We start from the raw sequence: 16,525 nt of genomic DNA, 5'->3' as shown, positions 1-16,525 counted from the left end.
CGCCGGTCGCGTGATGAAGCCGCGAACGGAAAAGCGCCGCCGCGCAGCTTATCCGAGCTGAACGGGGACGCCCAGCCCTGCAACGATGCGCGGCGCAGGGCTCAGGCCTTGGCAGGGGTCGACTTGCTGCGCGGCCGCACCTGGGCGGCGGCCATGGCCGGGTCGGTCACGCCGCTATCGGCGCGCATGCCAGCAGCAAGGAACGGCACCATCAGGCGCATCACCTGCTCGATCGAGGTATCGACCCCGAACTCGGTTTCGGAAATGGCGCGCAAGGCCTTGATGCCGGACATGCTGAAGGCGGCGGCACCGAGCATGAAATGCACGCGCCAGAACAGCTCGAGGGGAGGAATGCGCGGCGCGGCGTCGTTGACCAGTTGCATGTAACGACGGAAGACCTTGCCGTACATGTCCTCCAGATAGCGCCGCAAGTGGCCCTGGCTTTCGCTGAAGGCCAGCCCCAGCAACCGCATGAAGATCGACAGGTCATTGTTGCTGCGCGGCTGCACGGCCAGCGCCTGCTCGACCAGCATCTCGAGCAACGCTTCGAGACTGTCCTGACGCTCGGGGCGTGCCTGGCGCTGCTCCAGCTCACGTTCCAGGCTGGCGCAGAACGGGCCGAGAAAGCGCGAAAAAACGGCCTGGATCAGCGCCTTCTTCGAGCCGAAGTGGTAATTTACCGCAGCCAGGTTGACACCGGCCTTGCTGGTGATCAGGCGCAGAGACGTCTCCGCGAACCCTTTTTCCGCGAACAGCTGCTCTGCCGCATCGAGGATGCGTTCGACGGTTTCCGATTGAGCCATGACCTTTCCACCCGCAAACAGTTGTTTGAAACATACGTTTCATTCCCTGCCCCTGTCAAGGCCATGTGACTGCCAAGTCACCCATCGTCTGCACCTGTCGTCGCGCGCGGGCCTTCTCTCGAGCCAAGGATTCGGACGACCGTTCGCAAGTTCCTGCTTGCAGCGCCCTCACCCCTGTATATAATCCCAGTCACTGTATAAAAAGCCAGAGCCAACGCCATGCTGAAACTGACGCCACGCCAAGCCGAAATCCTGGCCTTCATCAAGCGCTGCCTTGAAGACAACGGATTCCCTCCCACCCGTGCCGAGATCGCACAAGAGCTGGGCTTCAAATCGCCCAACGCTGCCGAAGAGCACCTCAAGGCCCTGGCAAGGAAGGGGGCCATCGAGATGACGCCCGGCGCCTCTCGCGGCATCCGCATCCCCGGTGCCGAGACCAAGGAAGAACCCGGCCTGCCCGTGGTCGGGCGCGTGGCGGCAGGTGCGCCGATCCTGGCGCAGCAACACATCGAGCAGTCCTGCAACATCAACCCGGCCTTCTTCCATCCTCGCGCCGACTACCTGTTGCGGGTACATGGCATGAGCATGAAGGATGTCGGCATCTACGACGGCGACCTGCTGGCGGTCCACACCTGCCGTGAAGCGCGCAATGGCCAGATCGTCGTGGCGCGTATCGGTGACGAGGTCACGGTCAAGCGGTTCAAGCGCGAAGGCACCAAGGTCTGGCTGCTGGCCGAGAACCCGGACTTCGCCCCGATCGAAGTCGACCTCAAGGACCAGGACCTGGTGATCGAAGGCTTGAGCGTCGGCGTGATACGCCGCTGACAGGAGGCACCATGCAACCCACCGCACAATCGGCCAGGCCTACACAATTGCCTTTGTTCGAAGCCTTCTTGGCACAACCGGTACTGCCCGGTTTCAAGACCCGGGAGCCCGCCGCCCCCGAGTACCGGCCCGAGCACTTCAGTGAACTGGCCCTGCGCGGTGCGCAGGCCCATTGTCAGAGCCTGCTCGCGCCGATACTGCGCGAGCTCAGCGAGGAACAGGATGCACGCTGGCTGACGCTGATCGCCCCACCGGTCAGCCTGACCCATGCGTGGTTCAGGGACGCCGGGCTGAACCGCGAACGCATTCTGCTGTTGCAACCACGGGGCATGCAGAGCGCCCTGCAACTGGCGAGTGAGGCCCTGCGTCTGGGCCGCAGCCATACCGTGGTGAGCTGGCTCGGCAACGTCAACGCCAGTGCACGTCAACAGCTGATCCGCGCTGCCATGGCGGGCAACGCACAGAGCCTGAACGTTCGTTTCGGCTGACAGCCAGGCGCTCACAACCGTCGAGCGCTTTCTCAAGGCAGGTTCGGGGCGCGCAGCCCCTCACCCCGATACCTCAATGCAGGACGCGCGGCCCTTCTTCCTGCTCCAGCTCGCCTTCGACCAGGCGACCCGCCATTTGCACGCCAACGCTCAACATTGCCTTGGCCACTTCGACATGCTGACCTTGCAGGAAGACCTTGGCGTCCTCGGAGAAATCCAGAATGACCAGGGACCCTTCATCTTCGGCACGGCGCAGCTCGATGCGGCCATCCGGCAATTCGACAATTTCCAGAAACGACGTTGACATAAAAGACTGTTCTCCACGTAAGGCGGGCATTGTAGCAGCCAGCGTTGCCCTCAGCACTCACTGAGCGCGTCACGGAAACGTCGAACCACGTCTTTCAAACTGTGCCGCCAGTGCTCCAGATCCTCGCGCGACAGCGTCGGCGACGCAGGCTCGTCCAGGTTGATCGCCTGGATCAGAGGCTGGGTCACATCCCCTTTGGGCGCCTTTTTGGCCTGCGCCGGCAGGTAGAGACCGCGGTAGGTGCGCAACAGGCAGGCCAGCCAGGTCTCGGGGTTATGGGCCAGTTCGAGCAGCTCAGCCACTTCCGGGATGGCGAGGTCACGCAGCGCCGGCTCGGCCAGCAACGCGTCGACACGTGGCTCGGCGGACGACGTCAGGCGGTAGAAGCCGGCAATCTCCTGACACAATCCCAACAGGGCGCCATACAGATGGAAAACGGCCGCTTCCCGCTCGGCCTGAACCAGCCCCTGGGCGTTCATGGCGTGACTCGCCTGCGCCTTGGCCATGGACTCCAGGGCAAGGCCTGCGAAGAACAGCTTCTGATTGGTACGGGTATAGAGTTCCTGGGCCATGACGGTGCCCTCCTGGGGCCTTCGAGCGATGGTCCAGTGTCGGTGATGAGGCGGTGCGCCGGCAAGCGTGAATGCGACCTGTACGTGGTCAGGGCTGACCTTGGGTCAATCTGGGGATAATGAGCGAAGGAGGCAGCGGCTGGGCTCGACCTGCACGCCAAACAGACTGCCTGCATCGCCCGACATCTGCCGGGCCGGCATGAACGGCATGCGATGAAGCCGTGAAAGACGGCGGGCGGTCACGACGAGGTGACCGCCCCCAGGTTCAACGCTTGTCTTCGACCTTCCACGCACCACCGTCGTAGAACGCCTTCCACCCCGTGGGCTTGCCGTCGACCTCGGACTGCACGTACTGCTCCTTGGTCTTGCGGCTGTAGCGGATCACCGTCGGGCGACCTTCAGGGTCTTTTTGTGGCGCTTCACAGAGGAAGTGGTACTTGGGATCGATCTCGTCCTTGTGCGGGACGATTTCCATGACCAGTGGCGCACGGGTCTCGCGGTTCTTCGGGAACTGGCTGGCGGCCAGGAACAGGCCCGATGCACCGTCGCGCAGCACGTACGTGTCGTCGACCTTCTCGCACTTGAGTTCGGGCATCTTCACAGCGTCCATCTTCGGCGGCGCCGCCTCGCCGCTCTTGAGCAGCTTGCGGGTGTTCTTGCACGCCGGGTTGGTGCAGCCGAAGAACTTGCCGAAGCGGCCCGTCTTGAGCTGCATCTCGCTGCCGCACTTGTCGCACTCGATGCTCGGGCCTTCGTAGCCCTTGATCCGGTAGCTGCCCTCTTCGATCTCGTAGCCTGGGCAATCGGGGTTGTTGCCGCAGATGTGCAGCTTGTGCTTCTCGTCGAGCAGGTAGGCATCCATGGCCGTGGCGCAGATCGGGCACCGGTGCTTGCTGCGCAACACGCGCGATTCGGACTCGCCCTCGTCGTCCTCGGCGATCTCATCGCCCGGCACCAGGTTGACGGTGGCCTTGCAGCGCTCCTTGGGCGGCAGGCTGTAGCCCGAGCAGCCCAGGAACACGCCCGTGGACGCGGTGCGGATCATCATCGGGCGACCGCATTCCTTGCACGGGATGTTGGTCAGGGTCGGCAGGTTGGCGCGCATGCCGCTCTCGGCGGACTCGGCGTGCTGCAGCTTCTTGCTGAAATCGCCGTAGAACTCGTCGAGGACGTTCTTCCAGTCGCGCTCACCTTGCGCCACGTCGTCGAGGTTCTCTTCCATGCCGGCGGTGAAGCCGTAGTCCATCAGGTTGGCGAAGCTTTCGCCCAGCCGCTCGGTGACGATGTCGCCCATCTTTTCCGAGTGGAAACGGCGGTTGTGCAAGGTCACGTAGCCCCGGTCCTGGATGGTCGAGATGATCGCCGCATAGGTGGACGGGCGACCGATGCCGCGCTTTTCCATCTCCTTGACCAGGCTGGCTTCGGTGAAGCGTGCCGGTGGTTTGGTGAAGTGCTGGCTCGGGTCGAGCTGAAGCAGCTCGAGCGCCTCGCCCTTGGCCATGTCGGGCAGCACGTCGTCCTCGCCAGGGCGGCTTTGCTGCGGCAGCACACGGGTGTAACCGTCGAACTTGAGGATGCGCCCCTTGGCGCGCAGCTCGAAGTCGCCAGCGGCCACGGTGACGCTGGTCGACAGGTACTGCGCCGGCGGCATCTGGCAGGCCAGGAATTGGCGCCAGATCAGCTCGTAGAGGCGCTCGGCATCGCGTTCCATGCCGCTGAGCTTGCTCGGGTGCGTGTTCACGTCGGACGGGCGAATGGCTTCGTGCGCCTCTTGCGCACCTTCCTTGCTGCCATAGACCACGGGCGACTCGGGCAGGTACTGCTTGCCGAACTCGTGCTCGATGTAGTCGCGCGCCATGCTCACGGCGTCCACCGACAGGTTGGTGGAGTCGGTTCGCATGTAGGTGATGTAGCCCGCTTCGTACAAACGCTGCGCCATCATCATGGTCTTCTTCACGCCGAAGCCCAGGCGGTTGCTGGCCGCCTGCTGCAGGGTCGAGGTGATGAACGGTGCCGATGGCTTGCTGCTGGTCGGGCGGTCTTCACGCTTGACGATGCTGTAGCTGGAGGCCTTGAGCTTCTCCAGCGCGGCCATGGCCTGCGCTTCGTTCAACGGGCGGAAGGCTTCGCCGTTCTCGCGGGCCACATCGAAGCGCACCTTGGCGCCGCGCTCGGTCCCCAGATCGGCGTGGATCTCCCAATACTCTTCCGGGTTGAACGCGCGAATTTCGCGCTCGCGCTCGACCACCAGCTTGACCGCCACCGACTGCACCCGTCCGGCCGACAGCCCGCGGGCAATCTTGGACCAGAGCAGAGGCGAGACCATGTAGCCCACCACGCGATCGAGGAAGCGGCGCGCCTGCTGGGCGTTGACCCGGGCGATGTCCAGCTCGCCAGGTTGGGAGAACGCCTCCTGGATGGCCTTCTTGGTGATCTCGTTGAAGACCACGCGCTTGTAGCGACTGTCGTCGCCCCCGATGGCCTCGCGCAGGTGCCAGGCGATGGCCTCCCCTTCGCGGTCAAGGTCGGTCGCGAGATAGATGGTGTCGGCATCCTTGGCCAGGCGCCGCAGCTCGTCGATGACCTTCTCCTTGCCCGGCAGGATCTCGTACTTGGCTTTCCAGCCGTGATCCGGGTCGACGCCCATGCGGTTGATCAGCTGCTTGCGGGCCTTTTCCTTCGGCGACAGAACCGGCCCCTCGGCCGCGGCCTTGCCGCGCTTGGCGGCCGGCTCCTTGGACGCGCTGGCCGAACCGCTGGTGGGAAGGTCGCGGATATGGCCGATACTCGACTTCACCACGTACTGGTTGCCCAAGTACTTGTTGATGGTCTTGGCCTTGGCCGGGGATTCCACTATGACCAGCGATTTGCCCATGGATCGGATAATTCCTGAAAAGCTGAAAAGAAAAACGCGCCAGGTGCTCGACGCGGCACCGCTATATATAGTGGCAACAGAGTGAGGTCAAGCGCGGGAGTTCAACCGGTCGCCTTGCCGAGCGTCGCCAGAGGGCTCTCCTGCGGCTCGACCAGGGCGAAACGCGCCACCGATTCCCCGTCGACGTCCACCTGCTCCTGGAACATGCTCAAGGGCCGTACCCAGAAGCCGAAATCACCATACAACGCCTGGTAGAACACCAGCCACTCTTCGGTTTCAGAGTGTTGCGTCATGCCCAGCACCCGATATTCGGGCCCTTTGTAGTGACGATAGATGCCTGGCTGAATGTGCATGCTGCCTTCCCGTGAATCGGATCGAAAAAAAACCGGGGCATCAGGCCCCGGTCATGGTCACGCGGTGAGAGTCAGACGCGCTCGAACACCGTAGTGATGCCTTGGCCCAGGCCCACGCACATGGTCGCCACGCCCAGCGTACCGCCCTTCTGCTTCATGACGTTGAGCAGCGTGCCTGAAATACGGGCACCGGAGCAACCGAAAGGATGGCCCAGGGCGATCGCGCCACCGTGCAGGTTGACCTTTTCGTCCATCTGGTCGAGCACCTTGAGGTCCTTGAGCACCGGCAGGGCCTGCGCGGCGAAGGCTTCGTTGAGCTCGATGAAGTCGATGTCGGCGATGGTCAGGCCCGCGCGCTTGAGCGCTTTCTGGGTCGCCGGCACCGGACCGTAGCCCATGATCGCCGGGTCCACCCCGGCCACCGCCATCGAACGGATCACCGCCATCGGCTGGATGCCCAGGTCCTGGGCGCGCTGTGCCGACATCACGATCATGCACGATGCACCGTCGGTGATCTGCGAGGAGGTCCCTGCCGTCACGGTACCGCCCTTGGGGTTGAACGCCGGCTTGAGCGCCGCCAGCCCTTCGAGCGTGGTTTCCGGACGGATGGTCTCGTCGTAATCGAAGACCTTGAGGAAGCCCTGCTCGTCATGCCCCTGCATGGGGATGATCTCGTCCTTGAACGCGCCCTCGACCGTGGCCTTGTGGGCCAGCTGGTGCGAACGCAGGCCGAACAGGTCCTGCTGCTCACGGGTGATGCCGTGCATACGGCCCAGCATCTCGGCCGTCAGGCCCATCATGCCCGACGCCTTGGCTGCGTGCAGCGACAGGTGCGGGTTGGGATCGACGCCGTGCATCATGCTGACGTGCCCCATGTGCTCCACGCCACCGACCACGAACACATCACCGTTGCCGGTCATGATGGCCTGGGCGGCGGTGTGCAGCGCGCTCATGGAGGAGCCGCACAGGCGGCTGACCGTCTGCGCGCCGCTGGTGTGCGGGATCGGCGTCAGCAGCGAGGCCATGCGCGCGATGTTCCAGCCCTGCTCCAGGGTCTGGTTGACGCAGCCCCAGATCACGTCCTCGACTTCCTTGGGATCGACCTTGGCGTTGCGTTGCAACAGCTGGGTGATCAGGTGCGCCGACATGTCTTCGGCGCGGGTGTTGCGGTGCATGCCGCCCTTGGAGCGGCCCATGGGTGTGCGACCGAAGTCGACGATTACCACGTCTCTTGGATTCAGGCTCATACGTTATCTCTCGCTCAGTCTCGAAGGGTCGCTCAACCAAAGAACCGCTGACCGGTGCGGGCCATTTCGCGGAGTTTCTCGGTGGGTTGGTAAAGCGGCCCAAGCTCGGCATAGCGGTCGGCCAGGGCAACGAACTCGGCGACGCCGATCGAATCGATGTAGCGCAATGCACCGCCCCGGAAGGGAGGGAAGCCGATGCCGTACACCAGACCCATGTCGGCCTCGGCGGCGGTCTCGACGATGCCGTCTTCCAGGCAGCGCACGGTTTCCAGGCACAGCGGGATCATCATCCAGTTGACGATGTCGTCGTCGCTCAGCTCGCGGTGCTCGGTGACGATCGGCTGCAGCACGTCGAGGACCGAGGGGTCGGCGACTTTCTTGGGCTTGCCGCGCTTGTCGGTTTCGTAGGCGTAGAAGCCTTTGCCGTTCTTCTGACCCAGGCGCTTGGCATCGTACAGGGCGTCGATGGCCGTGCGCTGCGTGTCCTTCATGCGATCGGGGAAGCCCTCGGCCATGACGTCACGGCCGTGATGGCCGGTGTCAATACCGACCACGTCCATCAGGTACGCCGGGCCCATCGGCCAACCGAAGCGCTCCATCACCTTGTCGATGCGCACGAAATCCACGCCGGCACCCACCAGGCGGGCGAAGCCACCGAAGTACGGGAACAGCACGCGATTGACCAGAAAACCCGGGCAGTCGTTGACCACGATAGGGTTCTTGCCCATCTTGCGGGCGTAGGCGACGGTGGTGGCGACCGCGACATCGCTGGACTTCTCACCGCGGATCACCTCCACCAGCGGCATCATGTGCACCGGGTTGAAGAAGTGCATACCGACGAAGTTTTCCGGGCGCTTGAGCGCCTGGGCCAGCAGGTTGATGGAAATGGTGGAGGTGTTGGACGCCAGGATCGCGTCCTCGCGCACCTGCCCCTCGACCTCGGCCAGCACGGCCTGCTTGACCTTGGGGTTCTCGACCACGGCCTCGACCACGATGTCGACGTTGCCGAAATCGCCATAGGACAGCGTCGGGCGGATGGCGTTGAGGGCCTCGGCCATCTTCTCGGCAGTCAGACGACCCTTCTCGACGCGGTTGCCCAGCAGTTTGGACGCCTCGCTCAAGCCGAGCTGAATGGCCTCTTCGCGGATGTCCTTCATCAGGATCGGCGTGCCCTTGACCGCCGACTGATAGGCGATGCCACCGCCCATGATCCCGGCGCCGAGCACGGCGGCCTGCTTGACGTCATGGGCGATCTTGTCGTGGATCTTGGCCTTGCGCTTGAGTTCCTGGTCGTTGAGGAACAGCCCGATCAGGCTTTCGGCAACCGAGGTCTTGGCCAGCTTGGCAAAGCCTGCCGCCTCGATCTCCAGGGCCTTGTCGCGCCCGAAATTGGCAGCCTTCTGGATGCTCTTGATCGCCTCGACCGGTGCGGGGTAGTTCGGCCCGGCCTGCCCGGCGACGAAGCCCTTGGCAGTCTCGAAGGCCATCATCTGCTCGATGGCGTTGAGCTTGAGTTTCTCGAGCTTGGGCTGACGCTTGGCGTGGAAGTCCAGCTCGCCGCTGATGGCGCGCTTGACCAGGTCCAGGGCTGCGGCGCGCAGCAGGTCAGGGGCGACCACGACATCGACGGCGCCGACTTTCAGCGCGTCCTCGGCGCGGTTTTCCTTGCCGGCGGCGATCCACTCGATGGCATTGTCGGCCCCGATCAGGCGCGGCAGGCGCACGGTGCCACCAAAGCCTGGGTAGATGCCCAGCTTCACTTCCGGCAGGCCGATCTTGGCACTGCTGGACATGACGCGGTAGTCCGCCGCCAGGCACATTTCCAGGCCACCGCCCAAGGCGATGCCGTTGATGGCCGCCACGGTGGGCACCGGCAGGTCCTCGAAGGCATTGAAGATCCGGTTGGCGTCCAGGCTGCCGGCCACCAGGTCGGCCTCGGGCAGCTTGAAGTTCTCGACGAACTCGGTGATGTCGGCACCGACGATGAACACATCCTTGCCACTGCTGACGATCACGCCCTTGATGGAAGCGTCGGCCTTCACCGCCTCGACGGCCTGGCGCAACTCTTCCAGGGTCAGGCGGTTGAATTTGTTGACGGACTCACCCTTGAGGTCGAAGCGCAATTCGACGATGCCGTTTTCGAGCGCCTCAACCGTGATGGCTTTACCTTCGTAAATCATCCACTGATCTCCAATATGGAAGCTGAACGTTACGCGTCGATCGCTGGTGGGGCGGGGCCTTGCCTGCCGTGGCACCAGGTGCACCCATCGCCGCGCGAATCGGGTCATGGCAGAGCGTCTCACCGACAAACGCTCAATTCATACGCCCGTTTGACTTGGGGTGCGCACACATTCTCCGAAATGCGGAGGCTTGTCAAATGATGGCGGATGCAGACGGTTTGCGACCTTTTGGTCACTTTGCGTCTGGTAGGACACGATAGCGGCTAGGGGGCATTGCGCCAGGACGCGCAGGGAAATGGAGACAGGGTGCCGGGAACGTGTGAGGCGTGCGGTCTCGTGGTTGATGTCGTCTTTTTGCCGCTGATCGGGGGGTGTCGCCGACAGATCGAACAATCATTTCCTGAGTCTGGCGTGGAGGCAAGGGCCCCATCGCGGGCAAGCCCGCTCCCACAGAGGGGGTCGCAGCGTTGATTTGCCAAGACACCGCCGGCCCATGTGGGAATGGCCCAGCCGGGGCGCCGGACCGGTCGCGATCGGGCCTGGGCAGGTCGGTCGTGCAAGCGCTCAGGCTCAGGCCAGCGTGTCCAGCGCCCAGGCGATGTCCTGCAGCACCGACGCCTCCCCGCGCTCCGACCAGCACAAGGCGATCATGCGCGTATCCGCTTCGATCTTGTAGACGCTCTGAGGCAGCCGCGCCAACACCTCGTTCATCCGGGCGTCAGTGCACGGCTCACGCCAGCGGTCGAGCCAGGTCCCTGGCGCGACCTGCCAGTAGCACCACTGATCCTGGCGCCCCCGGCGGCGTGCGCGGTGATACTGCGGGCAGGGGCTGGGGGCGTCCCGCTCCATCCAGTGTGGCCATGACTGGGCGGCCAGTTGCATGGTCATCCCCCTGCGCCGGGCCTCCAGGCGCAGGCTCATCTGCTCGCTCTGCTTGCGCGACGGCCGCAACCAGGCGAGCGGGCTGAGAATCAGCGCGAGGATTGACACAACCAGCCATACCGTCATATCTGTACGTCCTACAATACGTTGTGAATGAGCGGGTTAGCCGGCTCGACCACGGTCAGCCAGACACCGACTCGACGAGAATCATTGCACTTGCCAGGAGCACCTACCATGTCTTACGCCCACTTGTTGGTCGCGGTCGACCTGACCGAAGAATGCGACCCAGTGATCAAACGCGCGATGGCCCTCGCCCAGCCCTCCGGCGCCAAGGTCTCCCTGGTGCACATCGTCGAACCCATGGCCATGGCCTTCGGCGGCGACGTTCCGATGGACCTGTCGCAGCTGCAGCAGCAACAGTTCGACCAGGCCAAGGCGCGCCTGGACCGTCTGTTCGACAAGTACCCTGGCATCGCCCGTGGCGACTCGCACCTGAAGTACGGCCAGCCGCGCCAGGAAATCCATGACCTGGCGACCCAGCAGGGCTGCGACCTGATCGTGGTCGGCAGCCATGGTCGCCATGGCCTGGCCCTGCTGCTGGGCTCGACCGCCAACGACGTCCTGCACGGCGCGCCGTGCGATGTGCTGGCGGTGCGACTGCTGAAGAACTGAACGCCTGTGGCCGGCCCGGCACCTGCCGGGCCGACGAACCGACTCAGGCCTCGAGCTCGGCCCAGCGCTCGACCAGACCGTCGAGTTCGGCCTGAAGCGCCTCGAGACGCGCCAGCACTGCCGTGGTCTCGCCGATCGGACGCTGGTAGAAGGCGGCGTTGCCGACCTCCTCCTGCACCTGGGCGATCTGCTGCTCCACGGCGTCGATCTGGCCAGGCAGCGCCTCCAGCTCGCGCTGCAGCTTGTAGCTGAGCTTCTTCTTGGCACCGGCCTCGACAGGCGCTGACACCGGCGCCTCGACGGCCTCGGCTGTCGGCTTGACCACCGCGCTGTTGAGTTCCGACTTGCCGGACTTGCTTTCGGCCACGCCCAGCAGCTTGGCCGAGCCACCTTGACGGATCCAGTCCTCGTAACCGCCGACGTACTCGCGCACGCGACCCTCGCCTTCGAACACCAGGGTGCTGGTCACCACGTTGTCGAGGAAGGCCCGGTCGTGGCTGACCATCAGCACGGTACCCTTGTACGCCGACAGGACCTCTTCGAGCAGTTCGAGGGTCTCGACGTCCAGGTCGTTGGTCGGTTCGTCGAGCACCAGCAGGTTGGCCGGCTTGCTGAACAGCTTGGCCAGCAGCAGGCGTGCCCGCTCACCCCCGGACAGCGCCTTGACCGGCGTGCGCGCACGCTGCGGGCTGAACAGGAAGTCGCCCAGGTAGCTCAGCACGTGACGGTTCTGCCCGTCGATCTCGATGAAGTCCCGGCCTTCGGCAAGGTTGTCGATGACCGTCTTCTCGAGGTCGAGCTGGTGACGCATCTGGTCGAAGTAGGCCACTTCCAGGCGCGTGCCGCGCTCGATCTTGCCGCTGGTGGGTTCCAGGTCGGCCAGCATGAGCTTGAGCAGGGTGGTCTTGCCGGTGCCGTTGGCGCCGAGCAGGCCGATCCGGTCCTGGCGCTGCAGGACCATGGAAAAGTCCTTGACCAGGTACGGGCCGCCCGGGTGGGCGAAGCTCACGTTCTCGAGCAGCATCACCTGCTTGCCGGATTTTTCCGCCGACTCGATCTGCAGGTTGGCCTTGCCCTGGCGTTCGCGGCGCTGGCTGCGCTCGACACGCAGTTCCTTGAGCGCACGCACGCGGCCTTCGTTACGGGTGCGGCGCGCCTTGATGCCCTGGCGGATCCACACCTCTTCCTGGGCCAGGCGCTTGTCGAACAGCGCATTGGCGGTCTCTTCGGCGGCCAGCATGGCCTCCTTGTGGACCAGGAAGCTGGCGTAGTCGCCGTTCCAGTCGATCAGCCCACCGCGGTCCAGTTCGAGGATGCGCGTGGCCAGGTTCTGCAGGAACGAACGGTCGTGGGTGATGAACAGTACCGCGCCATTGAAGCTGCTCAGGGCCTCTTCGAGCCAGGCGATGGCCCCGATGTCCAGGTGGTTGGTCGGCTCGTCGAGCAGCAGCAGGTCGGGCTCGGACACCAGCGCCTGGGCCAGCAGGACACGGCGACGCCAGCCGCCGGACAACTCGGCGAGGGTCTTGTCGGCCGGCAACTGCAAGCGGCTGAGGGTGCTGTCGACCAGCTGCTGCAGGCGCCAGCCATCGCGGGCCTCGAGCTCGGTCTGCACGCGCATGAGCTTGTCCAGGTCATCGTCGCCCTGGATGTTCTGGCTCAGGTGATGGAACTCGGCCAGCAAGGCACCGACGCCATCGAGGCCTTCGGCGACCACGTCGAACACGCTGCGACCGTCGGCCACGGGCAGTTCCTGCGGCAGCTCGCCGATCTTCAGGCCCGGCGCGCGCCAGACGTCGCCATCGTCGGGCTTCTGCTCGCCCTTGACCAGGCGCAGCATGCTCGACTTGCCAGTGCCGTTGCGGCCGATGATGCACACCCGCTCACCACGGGCGATTTGCCACGATACCTTGTCCAGCAGCGGCATCGCGCCGAAGGCCAGGGACACATCGCTGAATTTGAGCAGGGTCATGATTCTCTCCAGAAACCGGGCGCGCATTCTACCTGACTTGGGCGCGCGAGGCATTACGCCACGCTGGACGGCCAGGGCGGCTGAAACCTGCGGTAAAACCATTGCGCCAGATACCGGCACAATGCTTTCTTCCAGCCTGGGCAACCGGCTAAGCTAAGGCCCGACCCATTTCACAGTGCTGGCCTGGCCGTCACTTCCCTGCCTTCCCTGCCTGGACGTATCATGCGCAGCCGTTTGCTTACCCTCGCTTCATGCCTGCTTCTGACCGCCGTCGCCAGTGCGCAGGCCGCAGACCTCACCCTGCAGCGTCAGTACTACGACGAAGCCAAGCGCGCGCTGGCCAAGGGCGACAAGGGCCCGTACCTGCGCAATGCCCAGGCCCTGAGCGACTATCCGCTCACGCCCTACCTGGCCTACGACGAGCTGACCGCACGCCTGAAAAGCGCCAGCAACGAAGAGATCGAAGCCTTCCTCGCCGCCCACGGCGACCTGCCCCAGGCCAACTGGATGAAGCTGCGCTGGTTGCGCTGGCTGGCCGAGCGTGGCGACTGGGCGACCTTCGCGCGCTACTACGACCCGAAACTCAACTTCACCGAGCTCGACTGCCTCAATGGGCAGTACCAGCTCGGCCATGGCCAGCGTGCCGAGGGCCTGGCCACGGCAGAGCGGCTCTGGAACGTGGGCAAGCCGCAGCCAGCGGCGTGCGACACGTTGTTCGGCTTGTGGGCGGCCGAAGGCCAGCTGACCGAAGCGCGGCGCTGGCACCGGGCCAAACTGGCGGCCCAGGCCCGCAACTACCCGCTGGCCACCACCCTGGTCAACGGCCTGAGCACGCTCGGCACCCAGGGCCGGCTGCTGATCGACGTGGCGCAGAAGCCTGAGCTGCTCAACCAGCCCTCGCGTTTCGCGCCGGTCGACGAAGCCATGTCGGACGTGGTCGGCCTGGGCTTGCGACGCCTGGCACGCCAGGATCCGCAACAGGCCATGAGCCTGCTGGACGACTACGCGCAGCGCATGCACTTCTCCAAGGACGAGCAGGTGGCCATCGCCCGCGAGATCGGCCTGACCCTGGCGCGCCGCTACGACCCGCGGGCGCTGGAGCTGATGACGCGTTACGACCCGGAATTGCGGGACGACACCGTCACCGAGTGGCGCCTGCGCCTGCTGCTGCGCCTGGGCCGTTGGGACGATGCCCATGCCCTGACCCAACGCCTGCCGGCCTCGCTCGCCAGCACCAGCCGCTGGCGCTACTGGCAGGCACGCACGCTCGAGCTGGCGCAGCCGAAGAATCCGCAGGTGCCGCGCCTGTACAAGGCAGTGGCCGACGAGCGTGACTTCTACGGTTTCCTGGCCGCCGAACGTGCCCACACCCCTTACCAGCTCAACCACAAGCCGCTGGTGCTGAGCCCGCAGCTGGTCAAGAAGGTACGCACCACACCGGGCATCGAGCGCGCCCTGGAATTCCATGCGCGTGGCCAGATCGTCGACGGTCGCCGCGAGTGGTACCACGTCAGCCGCCACTTCAGTCGCGACGAAATGGTCGCTCAGGCACGCCTGGCCTACGACATGCGCTGGTACTTCCCGGCCATTCGCACCATCAGCCTGGCCAAGTACTGGGACGACCTGGACATCCGCTTCCCGATGGCCTATCGCGACACGCTGGTGCGTGAAGCCAAGGTCCGCGGGCTGCACCCGAGCTGGGTGTTCGCCATCACCCGCCAGGAAAGCGCGTTCATGGAAGACGCCCGCTCCGGCGTCGGCGCCAGCGGCCTGATGCAGCTGATGCCGGCCACGGCCAAGGAAACCGCGCGCAAGTTCGACATCCCCCTGGCGTCACCGGCGCAGGTGCTCAACCCGGAGAAGAACATCCAGCTGGGCGCGGCCTACCTGAGCCAGGTCCATGGCCAGTTCAACGGTAACCGCGTCCTGGCCTCTGCGGCCTACAACGCCGGCCCGGGGCGTGTACGGCAATGGCTCAAGGGCGCCAAGCACCTGAGCTTCGACGTCTGGGTGGAGTCGATCCCGTTCGACGAAACCCGCCAGTACGTGCAGAACGTGCTGTCGTATTCGGTGATCTACGGGCAGAAACTCAACATCCCGCAGCCGCTGGTGGACTGGCACGAGCGCTATTTCGACGACCTGTGACGCTGCCTGCTTCCTCCAGCACCGAAGGCCTGCCCAGCAGGCCTTCGTGCCGTTCGGGCGTCGCGCTCGAAGTCAGGTAGGCGCCTGATCGCGCAGCAGGCACTCGCGCACCACTTCCACCAGACGGTCAGGCTGGAACTTGGACAGGAAGTTGTCGCAGCCGACCTTCTTCACCATCGACTCGTTGAAGCTGCCCGACAGCGACGTGTGCAGTACCACGTACAGGCCCCGCAAGCGCGCATCGTCGCGAATTTCGGTGGTCAGGCGATAACCGTCCATTTCCGGCATCTCGGCGTCGGTGAACACCATCAGCAGCTTGTCGCAGACGTTCTCGCCGGCATCGGCCCAGCCCTTGAGCAGGCGCAGTGCCTTGAGCCCGTCGCTGGCCATGTGCAGCTTCACGCCCAGTTGCGACAGGGTGTCGCGCAGTTGCGCCAGGGCCACGCTGGAATCGTCCACCAGCAGCACTTCGCGCCCGCGGGCACGCGCCAGCACCGGGTCCTCGAGCCGAGCCTGAGAGACCTTGACGTTGTACGGGACGATCTCGGCCAGCACCTTCTCGACGTCGATCACCTCGACCAGCTTGTCGTCGACCTTGGTGATGGCGGTCAGGTAGTGCTGCCGCCCGGCGCTGGCCGGGGGCGGCATGATCGATTCCCAGTTCATGTTGACGATACGGTCCACACCACCGACCAGGAACGCCTGCACCGAACGGTTGTACTCGGTGACGATGATGGTGCTGTCGGGGCCAGGCTGCAGCGGGCGCATACCGATGGCCTGGGACAGGTCGATCACCGGCAGCGTCTGCCCGCGTAGGTTGACCACACCACAGACGAAGGCATGGCGCTGCGGCATCAGCGTCAGCTTGGGCAGTTGCAGGACTTCCTGGACCTTGAACACGTTGATGGCGAACAGCTGCCGCCCGGCCAGGCGGAACATGAGAATTTCCAGACGGTTTTCGCCGACCAGTTGTGTGCGTTGATCGACCGTGTCGAGAATGCCGGCCATGGGGCCCCCAGGGTGTGGTAGCGGAGTGAAGGTGATACGGCTGTATCGGCGCGAGGGAGCGGAGCTTGATGGGAAATTGCAGGGGTATTTCCACACGCGGGCAGTAGCGGGTGTCTATGGCCTTGCACTCAGGCCTTTCAACGTCTTTGGAAAAGACCCCAAGATAGGGTCATTTATTGCACCCATGGGATTCACC

Annotated in this window: 14 protein-coding genes; 4 read left to right on the top strand and 10 right to left on the bottom strand. The window is 64.6% G+C overall.

The annotated features are described in order from the left end of the window. Positions 1–101: 101 nt before the first annotated feature. Positions 102–803 (bottom strand): TetR/AcrR family transcriptional regulator, encoded by a 702-nt coding sequence (locus tag G7Z99_RS01545; RefSeq protein ID WP_181091378.1) that lies wholly within the window; start codon positions 801–803, stop codon positions 102–104. 219 nt (positions 804–1,022) lie between these two features. Between G7Z99_RS01545 and lexA the strand changes: the two genes are divergently transcribed. Both lexA and sulA read left to right on the top strand, forming a co-directional pair. Beyond that, a complete protein-coding gene (gene lexA, locus G7Z99_RS01540; RefSeq protein ID WP_181091376.1) occupies positions 1,023–1,628 on the top strand; it encodes a transcriptional repressor LexA in 606 nt (201 codons plus the stop codon). Positions 1,629–1,639: 11 nt separating this feature from the next. Then, complete coding sequence (sulA, locus tag G7Z99_RS01535; protein WP_181091374.1) at positions 1,640–2,116, top strand: SOS-induced cell division inhibitor SulA; 477 nt, start codon at positions 1,640–1,642, stop codon at positions 2,114–2,116. Between the two features lie 73 nt (positions 2,117–2,189). On the opposite strand, the gene G7Z99_RS01530 is transcribed toward sulA, so the two are convergent. The 7 genes from G7Z99_RS01530 to G7Z99_RS01500 all read right to left on the bottom strand — a co-directional run bounded on the left by G7Z99_RS01530 (position 2,190) and on the right by G7Z99_RS01500 (position 10,658). Further along, positions 2,190–2,423, bottom strand: coding sequence for a hypothetical protein (locus G7Z99_RS01530; protein ID WP_060393276.1), 234 nt, complete (start codon positions 2,421–2,423; stop codon positions 2,190–2,192). Positions 2,424–2,473: 50 nt separating this feature from the next. Next, positions 2,474–2,995 carry a DUF6586 family protein gene (locus tag G7Z99_RS01525; RefSeq protein ID WP_181091372.1) on the bottom strand — a complete coding sequence of 174 codons (522 nt, stop codon included), beginning with the start codon at positions 2,993–2,995 and terminating at the stop codon, positions 2,474–2,476. Between the two features lie 265 nt (positions 2,996–3,260). Continuing rightward, positions 3,261–5,870 (bottom strand): type I DNA topoisomerase, encoded by a 2,610-nt coding sequence (topA, locus tag G7Z99_RS01520; RefSeq protein WP_181091370.1) that lies wholly within the window; start codon positions 5,868–5,870, stop codon positions 3,261–3,263. A 101-nt stretch (positions 5,871–5,971) separates the two neighbouring features. Beyond that, on the bottom strand, positions 5,972–6,223 hold the full coding sequence (locus tag G7Z99_RS01515) for a DUF1653 domain-containing protein (protein WP_181091368.1): 252 nt from the start codon (positions 6,221–6,223) through the stop codon (positions 5,972–5,974). 71 nt (positions 6,224–6,294) lie between these two features. Further along, complete coding sequence (fadA, locus tag G7Z99_RS01510) at positions 6,295–7,470, bottom strand: acetyl-CoA C-acyltransferase FadA (protein WP_181091366.1); 1,176 nt, start codon at positions 7,468–7,470, stop codon at positions 6,295–6,297. Positions 7,471–7,502: 32 nt separating this feature from the next. Beyond that, positions 7,503–9,650, bottom strand: a complete 2,148-nt coding sequence (gene fadB, locus G7Z99_RS01505) for a fatty acid oxidation complex subunit alpha FadB (RefSeq protein WP_181091364.1) — start codon at positions 9,648–9,650, stop codon at positions 7,503–7,505. 570 nt (positions 9,651–10,220) lie between these two features. Continuing rightward, complete coding sequence (locus G7Z99_RS01500) at positions 10,221–10,658, bottom strand: hypothetical protein (RefSeq protein ID WP_181091362.1); 438 nt, start codon at positions 10,656–10,658, stop codon at positions 10,221–10,223. Between the two features lie 108 nt (positions 10,659–10,766). Between G7Z99_RS01500 and G7Z99_RS01495 the strand changes: the two genes are divergently transcribed. Beyond that, entirely contained in the window at positions 10,767–11,204 is a 438-nt protein-coding gene (locus tag G7Z99_RS01495; protein ID WP_181091360.1) for a universal stress protein, read from the top strand. A 43-nt stretch (positions 11,205–11,247) separates the two neighbouring features. On the opposite strand, the gene G7Z99_RS01490 is transcribed toward G7Z99_RS01495, so the two are convergent. After that, a complete protein-coding gene (locus tag G7Z99_RS01490; protein ID WP_181091358.1) occupies positions 11,248–13,176 on the bottom strand; it encodes an ATP-binding cassette domain-containing protein in 1,929 nt (642 codons plus the stop codon). Between the two features lie 222 nt (positions 13,177–13,398). On the opposite strand from G7Z99_RS01490, the gene G7Z99_RS01485 reads away from it, so the two are divergent. Continuing rightward, entirely contained in the window at positions 13,399–15,321 is a 1,923-nt protein-coding gene (locus tag G7Z99_RS01485) for a transglycosylase SLT domain-containing protein (protein ID WP_181091356.1), read from the top strand. A 72-nt stretch (positions 15,322–15,393) separates the two neighbouring features. On the opposite strand, the gene G7Z99_RS01480 is transcribed toward G7Z99_RS01485, so the two are convergent. Then, the gene (locus G7Z99_RS01480) at positions 15,394–16,329 is read right to left on the bottom strand and encodes a chemotaxis protein CheV (RefSeq protein ID WP_181091354.1); all 936 of its coding nucleotides are present in this window, start codon (positions 16,327–16,329) and stop codon (positions 15,394–15,396) included. Positions 16,330–16,525 lie beyond the last annotated feature (196 nt).

This window comes from Pseudomonas entomophila (genome assembly GCF_013523165.1).
Lineage (GTDB): Bacteria > Pseudomonadota > Gammaproteobacteria > Pseudomonadales > Pseudomonadaceae > Aquipseudomonas > Aquipseudomonas entomophila_A.
This window is presented reverse-complemented; position numbering and strand designations above follow the sequence as displayed.

What these genes read in the sequence shown, in the direction of transcription:
- G7Z99_RS01545 (WP_181091378.1), bottom strand. Translation starts at nt 803, where the DNA reads ATGGCTCAATCGGAAACCGTCGAACGCATCCTCGATGCGGCAGAGCAG.
- lexA (WP_181091376.1), top strand. Translation starts at nt 1,023, where the DNA reads ATGCTGAAACTGACGCCACGCCAAGCCGAAATCCTGGCCTTCATCAAG.
- sulA (WP_181091374.1), top strand. Translation starts at nt 1,640, where the DNA reads ATGCAACCCACCGCACAATCGGCCAGGCCTACACAATTGCCTTTGTTC.
- G7Z99_RS01530 (WP_060393276.1), bottom strand. Translation starts at nt 2,423, where the DNA reads ATGTCAACGTCGTTTCTGGAAATTGTCGAATTGCCGGATGGCCGCATC.
- G7Z99_RS01525 (WP_181091372.1), bottom strand. Translation starts at nt 2,995, where the DNA reads ATGGCCCAGGAACTCTATACCCGTACCAATCAGAAGCTGTTCTTCGCA.
- topA (WP_181091370.1), bottom strand. Translation starts at nt 5,870, where the DNA reads ATGGGCAAATCGCTGGTCATAGTGGAATCCCCGGCCAAGGCCAAGACC.
- G7Z99_RS01515 (WP_181091368.1), bottom strand. Translation starts at nt 6,223, where the DNA reads ATGCACATTCAGCCAGGCATCTATCGTCACTACAAAGGGCCCGAATAT.
- fadA (WP_181091366.1), bottom strand. Translation starts at nt 7,470, where the DNA reads ATGAGCCTGAATCCAAGAGACGTGGTAATCGTCGACTTCGGTCGCACA.
- fadB (WP_181091364.1), bottom strand. Translation starts at nt 9,650, where the DNA reads ATGATTTACGAAGGTAAAGCCATCACGGTTGAGGCGCTCGAAAACGGC.
- G7Z99_RS01500 (WP_181091362.1), bottom strand. Translation starts at nt 10,658, where the DNA reads ATGACGGTATGGCTGGTTGTGTCAATCCTCGCGCTGATTCTCAGCCCG.
- G7Z99_RS01495 (WP_181091360.1), top strand. Translation starts at nt 10,767, where the DNA reads ATGTCTTACGCCCACTTGTTGGTCGCGGTCGACCTGACCGAAGAATGC.
- G7Z99_RS01490 (WP_181091358.1), bottom strand. Translation starts at nt 13,176, where the DNA reads ATGACCCTGCTCAAATTCAGCGATGTGTCCCTGGCCTTCGGCGCGATG.
- G7Z99_RS01485 (WP_181091356.1), top strand. Translation starts at nt 13,399, where the DNA reads ATGCGCAGCCGTTTGCTTACCCTCGCTTCATGCCTGCTTCTGACCGCC.
- G7Z99_RS01480 (WP_181091354.1), bottom strand. Translation starts at nt 16,329, where the DNA reads ATGGCCGGCATTCTCGACACGGTCGATCAACGCACACAACTGGTCGGC.